14 protein-coding genes and 1 pseudogene are annotated in these 13,797 nt (G+C 64.3%); 12 read left to right on the top strand and 3 right to left on the bottom strand.

Annotation, left to right across the window (positions count from 1 at the left end; all coding sequences use genetic code 11):
* The first annotated feature begins 140 nt into the window (after window positions 1–140).
* Window positions 141–956, top strand: a complete 816-nt coding sequence (gene mazG / locus CSC73_RS17575) for a nucleoside triphosphate pyrophosphohydrolase (RefSeq protein ID WP_163843175.1) — start codon at window positions 141–143, stop codon at window positions 954–956.
* Between the two features lie 289 nt (window positions 957–1,245).
* Complete coding sequence (locus CSC73_RS17570; protein ID WP_163843171.1) at window positions 1,246–1,548, top strand: Mpo1-like protein; 303 nt, start codon at window positions 1,246–1,248, stop codon at window positions 1,546–1,548.
* Here CSC73_RS17570 and CSC73_RS17565 read toward each other — a convergent pair.
* The gene (locus CSC73_RS17565) at window positions 1,538–1,894 is read right to left on the bottom strand and encodes a DMT family protein (protein ID WP_163843169.1); all 357 of its coding nucleotides are present in this window, start codon (window positions 1,892–1,894) and stop codon (window positions 1,538–1,540) included. The genes CSC73_RS17570 and CSC73_RS17565 overlap by 11 nt on opposite strands.
* A gap of 119 nt (window positions 1,895–2,013) precedes the next feature.
* Between CSC73_RS17565 and CSC73_RS17560 the strand changes: the two genes are divergently transcribed.
* From CSC73_RS17560 to CSC73_RS17530, 7 genes are all read left to right on the top strand, one after another.
* The gene (locus CSC73_RS17560) at window positions 2,014–2,715 is read left to right on the top strand and encodes a response regulator transcription factor (RefSeq protein ID WP_093287368.1); all 702 of its coding nucleotides are present in this window, start codon (window positions 2,014–2,016) and stop codon (window positions 2,713–2,715) included.
* Window positions 2,716–2,759: 44 nt separating this feature from the next.
* A complete protein-coding gene (locus CSC73_RS17555; protein WP_163843165.1) occupies window positions 2,760–4,043 on the top strand; it encodes a sensor histidine kinase in 1,284 nt (427 codons plus the stop codon).
* A 103-nt stretch (window positions 4,044–4,146) separates the two neighbouring features.
* Window positions 4,147–5,688, top strand: a complete 1,542-nt coding sequence (locus tag CSC73_RS17550; protein ID WP_163843162.1) for an efflux RND transporter periplasmic adaptor subunit — start codon at window positions 4,147–4,149, stop codon at window positions 5,686–5,688.
* On the top strand, window positions 5,685–6,416 hold the full coding sequence (locus tag CSC73_RS17545; protein ID WP_163843160.1) for an ABC transporter ATP-binding protein: 732 nt from the start codon (window positions 5,685–5,687) through the stop codon (window positions 6,414–6,416). Before CSC73_RS17550 ends, CSC73_RS17545 begins: the two co-directional genes overlap by 4 nt.
* Entirely contained in the window at window positions 6,413–7,648 is a 1,236-nt protein-coding gene (locus CSC73_RS17540) for an ABC transporter permease (RefSeq protein WP_163843158.1), read from the top strand. Before CSC73_RS17545 ends, CSC73_RS17540 begins: the two co-directional genes overlap by 4 nt.
* A gap of 150 nt (window positions 7,649–7,798) precedes the next feature.
* The gene (locus tag CSC73_RS17535; RefSeq protein ID WP_246197564.1) at window positions 7,799–8,749 is read left to right on the top strand and encodes an isoaspartyl peptidase/L-asparaginase family protein; all 951 of its coding nucleotides are present in this window, start codon (window positions 7,799–7,801) and stop codon (window positions 8,747–8,749) included.
* Between the two features lie 252 nt (window positions 8,750–9,001).
* Window positions 9,002–10,375, top strand: coding sequence for a S8 family serine peptidase (locus CSC73_RS17530; RefSeq protein WP_163843153.1), 1,374 nt, complete (start codon window positions 9,002–9,004; stop codon window positions 10,373–10,375).
* Window positions 10,376–10,479: 104 nt separating this feature from the next.
* On the opposite strand, the gene CSC73_RS17525 is transcribed toward CSC73_RS17530, so the two are convergent.
* Window positions 10,480–10,941, bottom strand: a complete 462-nt coding sequence (locus tag CSC73_RS17525; RefSeq protein WP_163843151.1) for a VOC family protein — start codon at window positions 10,939–10,941, stop codon at window positions 10,480–10,482.
* A 74-nt stretch (window positions 10,942–11,015) separates the two neighbouring features.
* Window positions 11,016–11,717: an SGNH/GDSL hydrolase family protein gene (locus CSC73_RS17520; protein ID WP_163843148.1), complete on the bottom strand. Its 702-nt coding sequence runs from the start codon at window positions 11,715–11,717 to the stop codon at window positions 11,016–11,018.
* A gap of 146 nt (window positions 11,718–11,863) precedes the next feature.
* On the opposite strand from CSC73_RS17520, the gene CSC73_RS17515 reads away from it, so the two are divergent.
* The 3 genes and pseudogenes from CSC73_RS17515 to CSC73_RS17505 all read left to right on the top strand — a co-directional run.
* A complete protein-coding gene (locus tag CSC73_RS17515) occupies window positions 11,864–12,250 on the top strand; it encodes a diacylglycerol kinase (RefSeq protein ID WP_163843146.1) in 387 nt (128 codons plus the stop codon).
* A gap of 14 nt (window positions 12,251–12,264) precedes the next feature.
* The gene (locus CSC73_RS17510; protein WP_163843144.1) at window positions 12,265–13,008 is read left to right on the top strand and encodes a TerC family protein; all 744 of its coding nucleotides are present in this window, start codon (window positions 12,265–12,267) and stop codon (window positions 13,006–13,008) included.
* A gap of 162 nt (window positions 13,009–13,170) precedes the next feature.
* Window positions 13,171–13,638 (top strand): annotated as a pseudogene (locus tag CSC73_RS17505) (LemA family protein); the annotation flags it as partial.
* Between the last annotated feature and the right edge of the window lie 159 nt (window positions 13,639–13,797).

Here is a 13,797-nt window from a genome sequence, read left to right as displayed (position 1 = left end):
CTTCGGGGTTTGCCTGCCCCGCTTGCCGCGACTCACGGGGTTCTAGAGCAAGAGCCCAGTGTTTTGAGATTTCCTATGCTTTCTTCTACTAAGTCCGACAAAGTTCCGGGTATGTCCCGTCCAAATTCGAGAACCGCCCTTTGAGCGCCAATCCCGACATCAACGACCTCCTCACCATCATGTCCCGCCTGCGCGACCCGCAGAGCGGCTGTCCTTGGGATATCGAACAGGACTTCGCCAGCATCGCGCCCTACACCATCGAAGAGGCCTACGAGGTCGCCGACGCCATCGACCGCAACGATCTGCGGGATCTGAAGGACGAACTGGGCGATCTGCTGCTGCAGGTGGTGTTCCATGCACAGATGGCGAAAGAGCAGGGCGCGTTCGATTTCGGCGACGTGGTCGCATCGATCTGCGACAAGATGACCCGCCGGCACCCGCACGTCTTCGCGGACGCGAGTGTCGAGGACGCCGAAGCGCAAACCCGCGAATGGGAAGCGCAGAAACGCCGCGAACGCGAGGCGGCGGGCGATACGGACGCTTCGGCACTTGCGGGAGTTTCGCGTGGCATGCCGGAATGGCAGCGTGCGGTCAAATTGCAGTCGCGCGCGGCGCGCGTGGGTTTCGACTGGCCCGGCCCGGACCCGGTGATCGCCAAACTGCACGAGGAAATAGAAGAGGTGCGCGTGGAGTTCGCGCACGGCGATGCGCGGGCCAACCACGAACGGCTCCAGGACGAGATCGGCGATGTCCTGTTCGTCTGCGCCAATCTGGCGCGGCATGCCAAGGTCGACGTGGGTGCCGCGCTTCGGCATGCCAACCTCAAATTCGAGCGGCGTTTCCGATCGATGGAATCTCTGGCGGCCGAAGACGGCGTCCACCTGTCCCGGTTGCCCCTGGACCAGCAAGAGGCCTATTGGAATCGCGCCAAGGGCATGGAGCGTAAGCAGGAATGACATGGAAAAGTCCGAACAAGCAATCCGTTCGTGGTGAGCCTGTCGAACCACGCTCTGTGCGACCTGTTTCAGTGCACGATGACTTGTTTTCCCCTCGGAAGGCGTGGTTCGACAGGCTCACCACGAACGGGCTTTCTGTTTCCGGATGCTCACCAGTCCGCAGCCTTGGGGAGGGGTTCGACAAGTCGGCTACGCCTTTGAGGTTCATTACCGACCTGTCGATGAGGTGTTGTGCTCGCCGGTCGGCGCCCGCATCATCCGCTGGTGCCAACCGCCTCCGGTGCATGCCATGAACCGTTTCGCCAGCTTCCGCGAGTTCTACCCGTTCTACCTGCAAGAGCACCGCAACCGGATCTCGCGCCGGCTGCATTTCATCGGCAGTTGGGGGGTGCTGGGGTTGCTGGCGACCGCCCTGTTCACCGGCAATCCCTGGTGGGCGCTGGGCGCGCTGTTCTGCGGCTATGGATTCGCATGGGTAGGCCATTTCTTCTTCGAGAAGAACCGGCCGGCCACCTTCAAGCATCCGTTCTATTCCTTCGCCGGCGACTGGGTGATGTTCAAGGACATACTGACCGGCAAGGTCAAACTGTAGCGGCCGCCGGCTCGTAGAACATCAGGAAGGCCGCGCCCACGATCAGCGCGAACGCCGCGTAGTGGTTCCATTTCAACGGCTGCCCCAGATACCAGGCCGAGAATCCCGCGAAAACCACCAGGGTGAGGATTTCCTGGACGGTCTTCAGCTGCACCACCGTGTAAACGCTGCTGCCCAGCCGGTTGGCCGGCACCATCAGCGTGTATTCGAAGAAAGCGATGCCCCAGCTGGCCAGGATGGCCACGATCAGGGGCGAACCCTTGTATTTCAGGTGGCCGTACCAGGCGAAGGTCATGAAGATATTCGAACCGAGCAGCAACAGCAGGGGCAGGAGACGTGCGGTCATAGGGCTGGCGAGTAGGGGAAATCGCTAGCCTAACGTCTTGACCGGTACAGTTGCCGCCTTCACATGACCTCAACTCGCGAGCGGGTAGCTTCACAAACCTGAAGCGATGAGGAGACGGCATGCGTCATACACAGGAAACGGCCGGGCTTGTGCTTGTGGTGGAAGACAACCGCAACATCTCGGAAATGATCGGGGAGTACCTGGAAGGCCGGGGGTTCGAGGTGGATTACGCCACCGACGGCCTGGACGGTTACCGGCTTGCGGTCGAGAACAGCTACGACGTGCTGGTGCTGGACCTGATGCTGCCGCGCATGGATGGCATGGAGGTTTGCCGCCGCCTGCGCAACGAGGCGCGCAAATCCACCCCCGTATTGATGCTGACCGCCCGCGACACCCTGGACGACAAATTGACCGGGCTGGGCTCGGGCGCCGACGACTACCTCACCAAACCCTTCGCCATCCAGGAGCTGGAAGCGCGCCTGCGTGCCCTGATCCGGCGCGAGCGGCGCCAGGTGGGCGCCGAGGTGTTGAAGGTCGCGGATCTGGTGCTGGACCCGGTGAGCATGCGGGCCACGCGCGGCGGCTCGGAGCTGATGCTGTCGCCCATAGGTTTGCGCCTGCTGACCATCCTGATGCGCGAATCGCCGCGCGTGGTCACCCGGCAGGAGATCGAGCGTGAGATCTGGGGCAACGGCCTGCCCGATTCGGATACGCTGCGCAGCCATCTGTACAACCTGCGCAAGGTGATCGACAAACCCTTCGACAAGCCGCTGCTGCATACCGTGCAGAGCGCGGGCTATCGCATCGCCGATATCGCCTGACCGCGGCTGTGACTGCAGCCGCCCGCACAGTTACGGAACGAAAAATGCCGCAGGGGCTGCCACGCAAAATCCGGATCGCCTTCATCGTGCAGGTGGCGCTGGCCAGTCTGGCGATCGTGCTGGGCGTTTTCCTGGTTTCGGCGGTGATCAAGCAAAGCCTGATCAACGCGGCCCTGCAGGAAGAGGCCGCGCATTTCTGGGACCTCTACGGCGCCTCCGAAGCCCAGCCGCCGCCCAACACCTACAACATGCGCGGCTACCTGGTGCTGCGCGGACGCTCCAATCTGCTGCTCCCCGAGAACCTGCGCGCGCTCAAGCCCGGCTTCCACGAATTGAAGGACGACGACCTGCTGGTGCTGGTCGACGAGAAACCCGCCGGCCGCCTGTACCTGGTATTCCTGCGGTCGCAAGCCACGCGCCTGGCGTTCTACTTCGGCACGCTGCCCATCATCATGACCCTGGTCACCATCTACTTCGTTTCCTGGTTGACCTACCGCGCCTCCAAACGCCTGATTTCGCCGGTCACCTGGCTGGCCCGGCAGGTCACGCAGTGGGACCCGCGCCATCCGGACTTCAGCAAGCTGGCGCCCGACAAGCTGCCGCCGGAAGTGCAGGGCGAGGCCCGCCAGCTCGCCTCGGCGCTGCATGGCCTGGCCCATCGCGTGGCGGCGCATGTGGCGCGCGAGCGCGATTTCACCCGCGACGCCAGCCATGAACTGCGCACTCCCCTGACCGTGATCCGGGTGGCCAGCGACATGGCCATGACCGAGGACTCCTCGCCCCGGGTGACGCGTTCCCTGCAACGCATACAGCGCGCCGGACGCGACATGGAGGCGGTGATCGACGCCTTCCTGATCCTGGCGCGCGAGAACGAGGTGGAGCCGCAGAGCGAGGATTTCGAGCTGGCCGACATCCTGCTGGACGAAGCCGACAATGCGCGCGCGCTGCTGGTCGGCAAGCATGTGGACCTGGAAGTGACTTGCAACGCCAAGCCGCGCCTGCATGCGCCGCCCCGGGTGATGCAGGTGGTGATCAGCAACCTGCTGCGCAATGCGTGCAGCTATACCGACCGGGGACGTATCGATGTGGTCCTGGAGCAGGACCGGGTCGTCGTCCGCGACACCGGCATCGGCATGAGCGGGGATTCGATGGCGCGCGCTTTCGAGCCGTTCTACCGGGCCGATCCTTCGCGTCCGCAAGGGACCGGCCTGGGCCTGTCGATAGTGCGGCGGCTGTGCGACCGTTTCGGCTGGAAGATAGAGCTGGAAAGCACGATGGGCGCCGGCACTACCGCCACTATCCGCTTCCGCGACTTGAGCCTGGGATGAACGCGGCGCGGATCGGGAACTGAGGCCACGCCCACGCTGTCAACGCTGACCGCAGCCGTGCGTTAATTGCCCGACTCCCATTTCCCCCAGGTCCGACTTCCGCATGAGCCAGACGCGACGCAGCGCCCCGAATTCCCGCAAACTGGCTTCAAGGATCGCGCTTGCCGTGGGTGCGCTCGTGCTGTTCGCGGCGGGCTTGTGGTACTGGGACAACCGCGAAAGCAAAGCGGCCGAAGGCGCGTACCGGACCACGCCGGTGGAGCGCGGCGATATCCGGGTCGCGATTTCGGCGACGGGAACCTTGAGCGCCATTTCCACGGTCACCGTGGGCAGCCAGATTTCCGGCCAGGTCACCGATGTGCTGGTCGATTTCAACAGCCAGGTGAAAAAAGGCGACGTGCTGGCGCGCATCGACCCCAGCACCTACGAGGCGCAGATCGAACAGGGCACGGCGCAGATCGCCAGCGCCAGCGCCTCCCTGGCGCAGGCGCGGGCGACGCTCCGCAACGCCGAACTGGATTACCAGCGCAAGGCGGACCTGGGCAAGCAGAAGCTGGTCGCCCAGAGCGATGTCGACTTGGCCCGCTCGGCGCTGGACCAGGCGCGCGCGCAGGTCAATTCCTCGCAGGCGCAGATCCGTCAGCAGACCGCTTCCACCCAGACCACGCGGGTCAACCTGCAACGCACGGTGATCACTTCGCCGGTGGACGGCGTGGTGCTGACCCGCACCATCGAGCCCGGACAGACGGTGGCCGCCAACTTCTCGGCACCGGAACTGTTCACCATCGCCGAGGATCTGAGCAAGATGAAGATCGAGCTGGCCGTGGACGAATCGGACATCGGCCAGGTCAAAGTGGGGCAGGTGGTTTCCTTCACCGCCGATGCGTTCGCCGACCGCCAGTTCAAGGGCACGGTCGAGCAGGTGCGGCTGGCGGCCACCACCACCAATAACGTAGTGACCTATCCGGTGGTGGTTACCGTCGACAACAGCGACGGCACGCTGCTTCCGGGCCTGACCGTCAACGCGGAGATCGAAGTCAGCAAGCGCGACAAAGTGCTGAAGATCTCCAACGCGGCGCTGCGCTACAAGCCGGCGGTGAGCGCTACCGGTGCGGCTCAGCCGCCGGCGCAGGGCCCGCAGCGCATCGGCGGCAGCGGCATCATCGACGATCTGGCGCGCACGGTCGCCGAGCTGAAGGTCGATCCGCAGCAGCAGGCCGCATTCGACGCGGCGGTGGCAACGGTTCGCGAGCGCCAGGCCGCGCGCCAGGCGCAGGCGGCGCAGGGCGGCAACAGCATGTTCGGTGGCGGCCGCGGCGGACCGCCGCAAGGCATGGTCGTGATTGGCGGCGGCAGCGGCGCCGGCGCCATGCAGGCGCAAATGCGCCAGCGCATGGCCGAACGCTTCCAGCAGGATTTCGCCGCGTTCCGCGGCAGTCTGGACGATGCGCAGAAGCAGCGGTGGGATGCCGCGCTGGGCGCATTGCTCAACGCCAAGCGCGCCTCCCTCTACCGGCTGGTCGATGGCAAGCCCGAGACGGTGATGGTGCGCATCGGCGCCAGCGACGGCACCGCCACCGAAGTCTCCGGCGGCGGTTTGAAGGAAGGCGACCAGATCATCACCGGCGAGCGCGCCAAGGAATGAGCGCGTCATCCCCTGCAAGGGCCGCCGACACACCGGTCATCCTGACCCGCGCGCTTTCCAAGATCTATTCGCCGGGCACCGAGGCCGAGGTCGCCGCCCTGCAGGGCGTGGACCTGCGCATCGGCCGCGGCGATTTCGTGGCCATCATGGGGCCGTCGGGCTCGGGCAAGTCCACCCTGATGAACCTGATCGGCTGCCTGGACACGCCCACTTCCGGCGTATACGAATGCGATGGCGTGGACGTGTCCACGCTGGATGCCGAAGAGCTGGCGATCCTGCGCCGCGACAAGATCGGTTTCGTCTTCCAGGGGTTCAACCTGTTGCCGCGGATGAACGCGCTGGAGAACGTCGCCATGCCGCTGGGTTACGCGCAGGTGAAGCCGGCGGAGCGCACCAGGCGCGCGCAGGAGGCATTGGCGTCGGTGGGATTGGGCGAACGCTCGTCGCACAAGCCCAGCGAGCTGTCCGGCGGCCAGCAGCAGCGGGTCGCCATCGCGCGCGCGTTGATCAACCGCCCGCCGATCCTGCTGGCCGACGAGCCCACCGGCGCGCTGGACAGCAAGACCGGCGAGGAGATCCTGGCCCTGTTCAAGCAGCTGCGCGACGACGACCACACGGTGGTGCTGATCACCCACGACGCGGAAGTGGCCGCGCACGCGGACCGCATCTTCGTGATGCGCGATGGCGTGCTGTTGGATGAGAGCGCGCATGCGGAGGGGACCGCATGAACTTCACCGATATCCTGCGCACCGCCATCCACGCCCTGCGCGGCAATTGGATGCGCAGCGCATTGACTTCGCTGGGCGTGATCATCGGCATCGCGGCGGTGATCGTGATGGTGTCGGTGGGACAAGGCACGCAGGCGGAAATCGACAAGATGGTTTCGGGCCTGGGTTCGCAGCGCCTGGACATTTCGCCGGGCGCGGGCCGCGGCGGCGGCGGCGCGCGCATGAGCGCCAGCAGCTTCTTCACTCTCAACGAGGGCGATGCGGAGGCGATCCGCAGCGAAATTCCCGAAGTGCAGTACGTAGCGGGGGCGCTGCGCGGCAACACCCAGGTGGTGTACGCGGAAAACAACGCTTCCACCAGCTGGCAGGGCGTGCAGACCGATTTCTTCGACATCAACGGCTGGTCCATCGCCAATGGCGACGGCTTCGATGCGCAGGATTACACCAGCGCCGGCAAAGTGGTGATCCTGGGCGAAACCGTGCGGCGTACGCTGTTCGGCGACGATCCGGGCGTCGGCCAGACCATTCGGCTGGGGCGGGTGCCGTTCACCGTGGTCGGCACGCTCAAGCCTAAAGGACAGGGCGGCTTCGGCCAGGATCAGGACGATGTGGTCATGGTTCCGCTGGAAACCGCGCGCCGGCGCCTGATGGGCGCCATGGGCCTGCCGTCGGGAGCGGTGATGCAGATCGCTTTGACCGTGGCCGACGCCAAGGACCTGACTTACGCGCAGGGCGAGGTGGAAGCGCTGCTGCGCCAGCGGCACAAGATAGCGCCCGGCGAGGACGACGATTTCAACGTGCGCAACATCTCCGAGATCGTCGCCACGCGTACCGCCACCACCAACCTGATGTCGAAACTGCTGGGCGCGGTGGCCACCATCTGCCTGATCATCGGCGGCATCGGAATCATGAACATCATGCTGGTGTCGGTGACCGAGCGCATCCGCGAAATCGGCCTGCGCATGGCGGTGGGTGCGGGGCCTTCTGACGTGCGCCGCCAGTTCCTGGCCGAAGCCATGCTGATTTCGCTGGTCGGCGGGGTGATCGGGATCGTGATCGGGGTGGTGGGCGCGCTGCTGGTGGGCAAGTTCAGCGAACTGCCCATCGTGCTCAACGGGCAGGTGGTGGCGCTGGCGGCGGCGTTCTCCATCGCCACGGGGCTGTTCTTCGGCTACTACCCGGCCAGAAAGGCTTCGCAACTCGATCCCATAGAAGCCCTGCGCCAACAGTAAGGCATGTTGTAGGAGCTGCGTACGCTGCGACCTGTTGCGTTTGGCCCCGAGTAGAGAGTGAGTTCACTCTTTTCGGTCGCAGCGTACGCAGCTCCTACAATGCGTTCGGCATCAGTTATCCTTCGCATCGACTCTCTGCCGATGCGCTCGATGAACAACACGACCCGCCCCTTCGCACTCGTCATCCATGGTGGCGCCGGCGTGATCGAGCGCGACCAGCTTTCTACCGTCGAAGAAGCATCCATCCGCGCCGATCTGGACGCCGCGCTCGAAGCCGGGCGCCGCATTCTCGCCGCGGGCGGCAGCGCGCTCGATGCGGTCGAAGCGGCCGTCGTCGCGCTGGAGGAATCGCCGCGTTTCAACGCCGGCAAGGGCTCGGTATACAACGCCGACGGAAAACATGAACTGGATGCGTCGATCATGGAGGGACAAACGCGCCGCGCCGGCGCGGTGGCGGGCGTGGAAACCATCCGCAATCCGGTGCGGCTCGCCCGCGCGGTGATGGAACAGTCGCCGCACGTGATGATGATCGGCGCCGGAGCCGAGCGCTTCGCCGACACCCAGCCGCAGATCGAACGCGTGGCCAACCACTGGTTCGACACCGGCACCCGCCGCGCGCAACTCGACCAGGAACAGGCGCGCGAACGCACCGAGGCGGGCGACGAAGGCCTGCGCGGAAAGTACTTCGGCACCGTCGGCGCCGTCGCGCTGGATTCGCAAGGCGATCTCGCCGCCGCCACCTCCACCGGCGGCATGACCAACAAGCGTTACGGACGCGTCGGCGATTCGCCCTTGATCGGCGCCGGTACCTGGGCCGACGAACGCTGTGCGGTTTCGGGGACCGGCTGGGGCGAATTCTTCATCCGCAATGCGGTCGCGCACGACATCGCCGCGCGCATGGCGTACGGCGGCGACACTCTCCTCGCGGCAGCCGAAGCGGTGATCATGCGGCGCGTGCCCGAGCTCGGCGGCGACGGCGGCGCCATCGCGGTGGATCGCGACGGCAACATCGCCATGCCGTTCAGTACGGCGGGCATGTATCGCGGCTGGATCGCAACGGACGGCTCGCGCGGCACGGCGATATTTCTTCAGGGCGACTAGGGCCTGTTAACGCTATTGGAAGGGGTCACGCCGAGTGTCGCGAAGCGCCGCCATTCCATCCATGCCGCCCATTAAGCATGCGGGTGCAGTGGAAACGGTTACCTCTTAATGTGAGACACGCGTTCAGCAAAATATTTTCCACAGCCGAGCACAAATTCCGTTGCAGCACCATTGCATGAGCACCATGGATGACTTAGGTTGCCGGTAGGCCGTCCATTCCGGGCGGCCAAAATTCAACACGGGGCGTCACTCATGAAGGGTAAGCATCGTTTCGGTTTGCTGGCGGGTTCGGTATTGATCGCACTGGGTACTTCATTCGCAGTCCAGGCGGGCGGACGCCCGGATCTGGTGTTGCAGTCGCTGGGCAACGGTCGCGCGCATGCAAGCGGCGAGTTGCTCGTCAAGTATCGCGATGGCGCCAGCGCGACCGACCGGCAGGCGTTGAACCAGGGGTTGGGAGCGCAGAAACTGGAAACCGTGCGCGCCGGCAACTCGAAGAAAGGCGAGCTCGCGCTGCTCAGGCTTCCCCCTGGCCTGGACGTCGCCGCGGCCGTCAGCGCGATCAGCAACGACCCTGCAGTGGAATACGCGGAGCCGAACTGGACGTACCAGCATCAGGCGACCTCCAACGATACCTACTACACCAACGGTTCGCTGTGGGGCATGTACGGCGACGGTTCTTCGCCGGCCAACCAATACGGTTCCCAGGCGGCGGAGAGCTGGACCGGCGGCCACACTTCGTGCGGCAACGTGATCGTGGGCGTGATCGACGAAGGCATCTACTACCAGCATGAAGACCTCGCCGCCAATATCTGGACCAATCCCTACGATCCGGCCGACGGCGTCGACAACGACGGCAACGGCTACATCGACGACGTGCGCGGTTGGGACTTCGACGGCAACAGCAACAACATCAATTCGGGCGGCGCCAACGACGACCATGGCACCCATGTATCGGGCACCATCGCCGGAATCGGCGGCAACGCCAAGGGCGTCGCGGGCGTGTGCTGGAGCGGCATCAAGCTGATCAGCGGCAAATTCCTGGGCCGTCGCGGAGGCACCACCGCCAATGCGATCAAAGCCATCGACTATTTCAACGATCTCAAGACCCGGCACGGCCTGAACATCGTCGCCACCAACAATTCGTGGGGCGGCGGCGGGTTCTCGCAGGCGTTGCAGGACGCCATCGGCCGCGCCAATACGGCCAACATCCTGTTCGTGGCCGCAGCCGGCAACGACGCCTACGACAACGACGCCACCGCCAGCTATCCCTCCAACTATCCCAACGCGAACATCATCGCCGTAGCGTCGATCACCAATACCGGCGCCTTGTCGAGCTTCTCGCAATGGGGCAAGACCACGGTGGATCTGGGCGCACCGGGTTCGGGCATCTGGTCGACCGTTCCCAAGAGCTCGAAGGGTTCGCTGATCTCCAGCTACGCGAGCTATAGCGGCACTTCCATGGCGACGCCTCACGTCACCGGTGCTGCCGCCCTGTACGCCTCGACGCGTCCGGGCGCGACCGCTGCCGATATCAAGGCCGCCATTCTTGCCAACACGGTGCCGACGGCTTCCCTGCAGAACAAGACGGTGACCGGCGGCCGTCTCAATACGACCGGCTTCTGATTCGCGGTCGCATGTTCTTTGCCAGAAGGCCCGGCCAAAGCCGGGCCTTCTGCATTTATCGGCGCTCGTTCGGCGTTCCGACGGGAGCTTCTGCGAACGGTTTCCTATTGCTGCTTGTTCCACTCTTCCATGCGCCGCTGCATTTCCTCCGGCGGCACTTCTTCCTTGTGCGTGGCCAGCGACCATTTGTGGCCGAACGGATCGATCACGGTGCCGATTCGGTCGCCCCAGAATTCGTCCTTCAGCGGACGGTCCGCTTTGGCTCCCGCTTTCACGGCCTTGTCGTAAGCCGCGTCGGCGTCGGACACGTAGATCACGAAGCTGGCGGTCGGCCCGCCGCGCTTGTTCGGTCCCAGCGCGTCCATCTCGGGGAATTCGTCGGCCAGCATCAGGTGGGTGTCGCCGATCATGATCTCGGCGTGGCCGATCTTGTCGCCCATGGGCAGGCGGAAGAGTTCTTCGGCGCCGAACGCGTCGCGATAGAAATCCAGCGCCTTGGCGGCATCGTCCACCATCAGGTAAGCGGTGACGGTGTGGTAGCCGTCGGGAATGTAGTTCACGGCCATGTCCTGGCTCCTTATGCGGTGCGAGAGCCGGGAATCTATGCCTGATCGGGTTACGGATTCGTTACCGGCGGACTTCAATGGCCGGTCAGATAAGGGGCGATCTTCTGCCGCCAAAGTTCGTACCCGGCGCGATTCATATGCAGCCGGTCTTCGACGAAGAGTTCTCCGCGCGGCTGGCCGTTCGCATCGAGCATGGGCGTGAAAACGTCGATGTAATCGACGTGCGATCGTCCCGCTTCCGCCTTGATCAGCGCATTGGCCTGTCGTTGCGCCTCCAGCAGCCCTGCGCGCAAGGGGCTGGGTTTGTTGGAGATGTAGGCGATGCGCACCTTGGGCAGATCGCGGCGCACGCGCTCGACGAAAGTGCGGAAATCGGCCACCACCTGCTGCGGCGTGCGGCCGGACTGAAGGTCGTTTTCGCCTGCGTAGAGCACGATCTGCCTGGGCGCATACGGAATCACGATGCGGTCGGCATAGAAGGTGCTGTCGCGTAGTTCGGATCCCCCGAAACCGCGGTTGATCACCGGTACGCCGGGAAAATCGGCCGCCAGCGTCTCCCACAACCGGATCGACGAACTGCCGACGAAAAGCACGCCATGCCGCGGCGGCGGGGATGCCGCATCCATGGCCGCGAAGCGCTGCATGTCCTGTTCCCAGTCGGCCTTGGAGACCTGCTCGGGGATGCGCGGCGGCCCCTGGGGGGCGGGCGGAGCGCTGGCGCAGGCGGTCAGCAGAATCAGCAGGCTGGCGAGAATTAGATGGCGCGGTAGCAGCATCAGAGACGGGTCCTATGGTTTTAGCTAGTGAAACAGCCCGCGCCGGCCAGTGCAAACCGGGTGACGGCAGCCGCCTTGTGGCAAAATCGACGCCTCACCCGCGAATTCCTCCCAGCCCATGCCCATTTCCGCTGAGCTTTTTCGACATGGCCGATGAAAAAGGGCATCTGCCGCGGGGACCGGGCAGGATATTGAAGGCTGCGGTCTGGTCGTTCCAGGGCCTGCAGGCGGCTTGGCTGCACGAATCCTCGTTCCGCCTGGAGTGCTATCTGCTGGCCGTGCTGGGGCCGCTGGCGATCTGGCTGGGCGAAAGCGGCGTGGAACGCGCGCTGCTGATCGGCAGCTGCCTGCTGGTGCTGTCGGCCGAACTGCTCAATTCGGCGGTGGAAGCGGTGATCGAACGCTACGGTCCCGAGTTCCACGAGCTGGCCGGGCGCGCGAAGGATATGGGCTCGGCCGCCGTGTTCGTGCTGATGATGAACGTATTGCTGTGCTGGGGCCTGATTCTGGGCCCGCGACTTTTTTCGCTTTGAAGGACTGATTGACGATGAGTTTCGAATTTCTCGCCGACCCCAACGTCTGGCTCACCCTGGTTACTTTGAGCGCGCTGGAAATCGTGCTGGGCATCGACAACCTGGTGTTCATTTCCATCGCCGTGGGCAAGCTGCCGGAGCACCAGCGCGACGTCGCCCGCAAGTTCGGCATTGCGGTGGCCTGCATCACGCGCATCGCGCTGCTGATATCGCTGGCGTTCCTGGCGCGCATGCAGCACGACCTGTTCAGCGTATTCGGCATGGGCATTTCGGTGCGCGACCTGGTGTTGATCCTGGGCGGCATCTTCCTGCTGGTGAAAGGCGGCATGGAAATCCGCGAGCTGATCACCGGCGGCCACGACGAGGATCCCAACACCACCAGGACTTCGGGCGTGTTCGCCATGGTGATCCTGCAGATCGCCGTCATCGATATCGTGTTTTCGCTGGATTCGGTGATCACCGCGGTGGGCATGGCGCAGCACATCCCGGTGATGGTGGCCGCGATCCTGCTGGCGGTGGCGGTGATGCTGCTGGCGGCCAATCCGCTGGGCCGTTTCATCGATGCCAACCCCACCATCAAGATGCTGGCGCTGGCCTTCATCGTGCTGATCGGCGTGGTGCTGATACTCGATGGTCTTGAAGTGCACGTACCCAAGCCGTACATCTACTTCGCCATGGGTTTCTCGGTGATGGTCGAATGGCTGAACCTGCTGATGCGCCGCCGCGGCGCGCAGCACCAGCATCCGATCGTGCCGTAACCGGGATTTTTGTAGAGCCGAGCTTGCTCGGCTGCTCTTAATCCCGATATCCGGCGTAAAGACAGCCGAGCAAGCTCGGCTGTACAAGGCGGCGCCCCGGCAGTTGCGCCGGGGCCGGCGCGGTGCTGCAATGGCCGCAATCCAACCGGAAGGACTTCCGCCATGCGCCTGCTTTCGCGTTCGTTCCTGATCCTCGCCTTGGCCGCGCTGCTGTCGGGCTGCGGCTACAACGCCATCCAGCAGAAGGACGAGGCGGTCAAGGCCGGCTGGTCCGAGGTGCTGAACCAGTACAAGCGCCGCGCCGACCTGATCCCCAATCTGGTCAAGACCGTGCAGGGCTATGCCCAGCAGGAACGGCAGGTGCTGACCGATGTGACCAATGCGCGCGCACGCGTGGGCCAGATCCAGGTCAATGCCGACGATGCCGAATCGCTGAAGAATTTCCAGGCCGCGCAGGGCGAGCTGTCCAGCGCGCTGTCGCGCCTGCTGGTGGTCACCGAGAACTACCCCAACCTGAAGTCCGACCAGTCCTTCCGCGATCTGCAGGCGCAGCTGGAAGGCACCGAGAACCGCATCACCGTGGCTCGCGGCCGCTATATCGAAAGCGTGCAGGGCTACAACTTGTTTCTTACACACATCTGACGATGCAGACGAAGGGGATAGTGTAGGTGACGGTGGTGCCTGTTACATTAAGAAAGAACTAGAGTGAGTACATGAGTCGCGAGGAGAACAGCTATGATGGTGCAAGAGTAATATGTGTCGCAGCTGTAGAGAGAAACGAATTATGAA

The sequence above is a fragment of the Pseudoxanthomonas sacheonensis genome (assembly GCF_010093305.1).
Classification (GTDB): domain Bacteria; phylum Pseudomonadota; class Gammaproteobacteria; order Xanthomonadales; family Xanthomonadaceae; genus Pseudoxanthomonas_A; species Pseudoxanthomonas_A sacheonensis.
Note: the sequence above shows the minus strand (reverse complement) of the source record. Positions and strands in the feature narration are given on the sequence as shown.

What these genes read in the sequence shown, in the direction of transcription:
- CSC73_RS17530 (WP_163843153.1), top strand. Translation starts at nt 9,002, where the DNA reads ATGAAGGGTAAGCATCGTTTCGGTTTGCTGGCGGGTTCGGTATTGATC.
- CSC73_RS17540 (WP_163843158.1), top strand. Translation starts at nt 6,413, where the DNA reads ATGAACTTCACCGATATCCTGCGCACCGCCATCCACGCCCTGCGCGGC.
- CSC73_RS17555 (WP_163843165.1), top strand. Translation starts at nt 2,760, where the DNA reads ATGCCGCAGGGGCTGCCACGCAAAATCCGGATCGCCTTCATCGTGCAG.
- CSC73_RS17570 (WP_163843171.1), top strand. Translation starts at nt 1,246, where the DNA reads ATGAACCGTTTCGCCAGCTTCCGCGAGTTCTACCCGTTCTACCTGCAA.
- CSC73_RS17520 (WP_163843148.1), bottom strand. Translation starts at nt 11,717, where the DNA reads ATGCTGCTACCGCGCCATCTAATTCTCGCCAGCCTGCTGATTCTGCTG.
- CSC73_RS17560 (WP_093287368.1), top strand. Translation starts at nt 2,014, where the DNA reads ATGCGTCATACACAGGAAACGGCCGGGCTTGTGCTTGTGGTGGAAGAC.
- CSC73_RS17525 (WP_163843151.1), bottom strand. Translation starts at nt 10,941, where the DNA reads ATGGCCGTGAACTACATTCCCGACGGCTACCACACCGTCACCGCTTAC.
- CSC73_RS17545 (WP_163843160.1), top strand. Translation starts at nt 5,685, where the DNA reads ATGAGCGCGTCATCCCCTGCAAGGGCCGCCGACACACCGGTCATCCTG.
- CSC73_RS17510 (WP_163843144.1), top strand. Translation starts at nt 12,265, where the DNA reads ATGAGTTTCGAATTTCTCGCCGACCCCAACGTCTGGCTCACCCTGGTT.
- CSC73_RS17550 (WP_163843162.1), top strand. Translation starts at nt 4,147, where the DNA reads ATGAGCCAGACGCGACGCAGCGCCCCGAATTCCCGCAAACTGGCTTCA.
- CSC73_RS17515 (WP_163843146.1), top strand. Translation starts at nt 11,864, where the DNA reads ATGGCCGATGAAAAAGGGCATCTGCCGCGGGGACCGGGCAGGATATTG.
- CSC73_RS17535 (WP_246197564.1), top strand. Translation starts at nt 7,799, where the DNA reads ATGAACAACACGACCCGCCCCTTCGCACTCGTCATCCATGGTGGCGCC.
- CSC73_RS17565 (WP_163843169.1), bottom strand. Translation starts at nt 1,894, where the DNA reads ATGACCGCACGTCTCCTGCCCCTGCTGTTGCTGCTCGGTTCGAATATC.